Source organism: Streptomyces omiyaensis (genome assembly GCF_014650895.1).
GTDB lineage: Bacteria > Actinomycetota > Actinomycetes > Streptomycetales > Streptomycetaceae > Streptomyces > Streptomyces omiyaensis.
The window spans coordinates 1-512 of the sequence record NZ_BMVV01000098.1 but is presented as its reverse complement, the minus strand read 5'-3'; the positions used below and the strand labels follow the sequence as shown (position 1 = coordinate 512).

Genomic DNA, 512 nt, shown 5'->3' with positions numbered 1-512 from the left:
CCAACCCCGCCGCGGCCCCCACCACGTGCTCACAGTTGTCCAGCAGCAACAGCATCCGCCGCCCCGCACAGTGCTCCACCAACCGCGACAGCGGATCACCGCCGGTGCGCAGTTCCTCCGCGCCGGCGCCGCGCAGGACGGTCTCGCGGGCGCCGAGGGCGGCGAGGACCGCCTCGGGGACGGCCTCGGGGTCGCGGACGGGGGCGAGTTCGACGACCCAGACGCCGTCGGGCCAGGCGTCGGCGGCCCGCTCGGCCGCCTCCTGGGAGAGCCGGGTCTTGCCGGCGCCGCCGGGGCCGAGCAGGGTCACCAGCCGGGCGGCGGCCAGGTCCTGGCGCAGGACGGCGATCTCCTCGTCGCGCCCGACGAAGGAGGTGAGCCGCGCCTTCAGATTGCCGGGGGCGGGGTCGGGAGCCGGTGCGGGTGCGGGCGCCGGTGCCGCCGCCGGGAGGGGCGCCGGTACGGGCTCCGCCGCCGGGGCGAGCAGCTGTCCGTGGAGGGCGCGCAGCGCG

1 protein-coding gene is annotated in these 512 nt (G+C 78.9%); it reads right to left on the bottom strand.

What is annotated here, in order from left to right; genetic code table 11:
• Window positions 1-512: AAA family ATPase (locus IE287_RS38170; RefSeq protein WP_189854016.1), on the bottom strand; the 512-nt coding region annotated here is incomplete at both ends.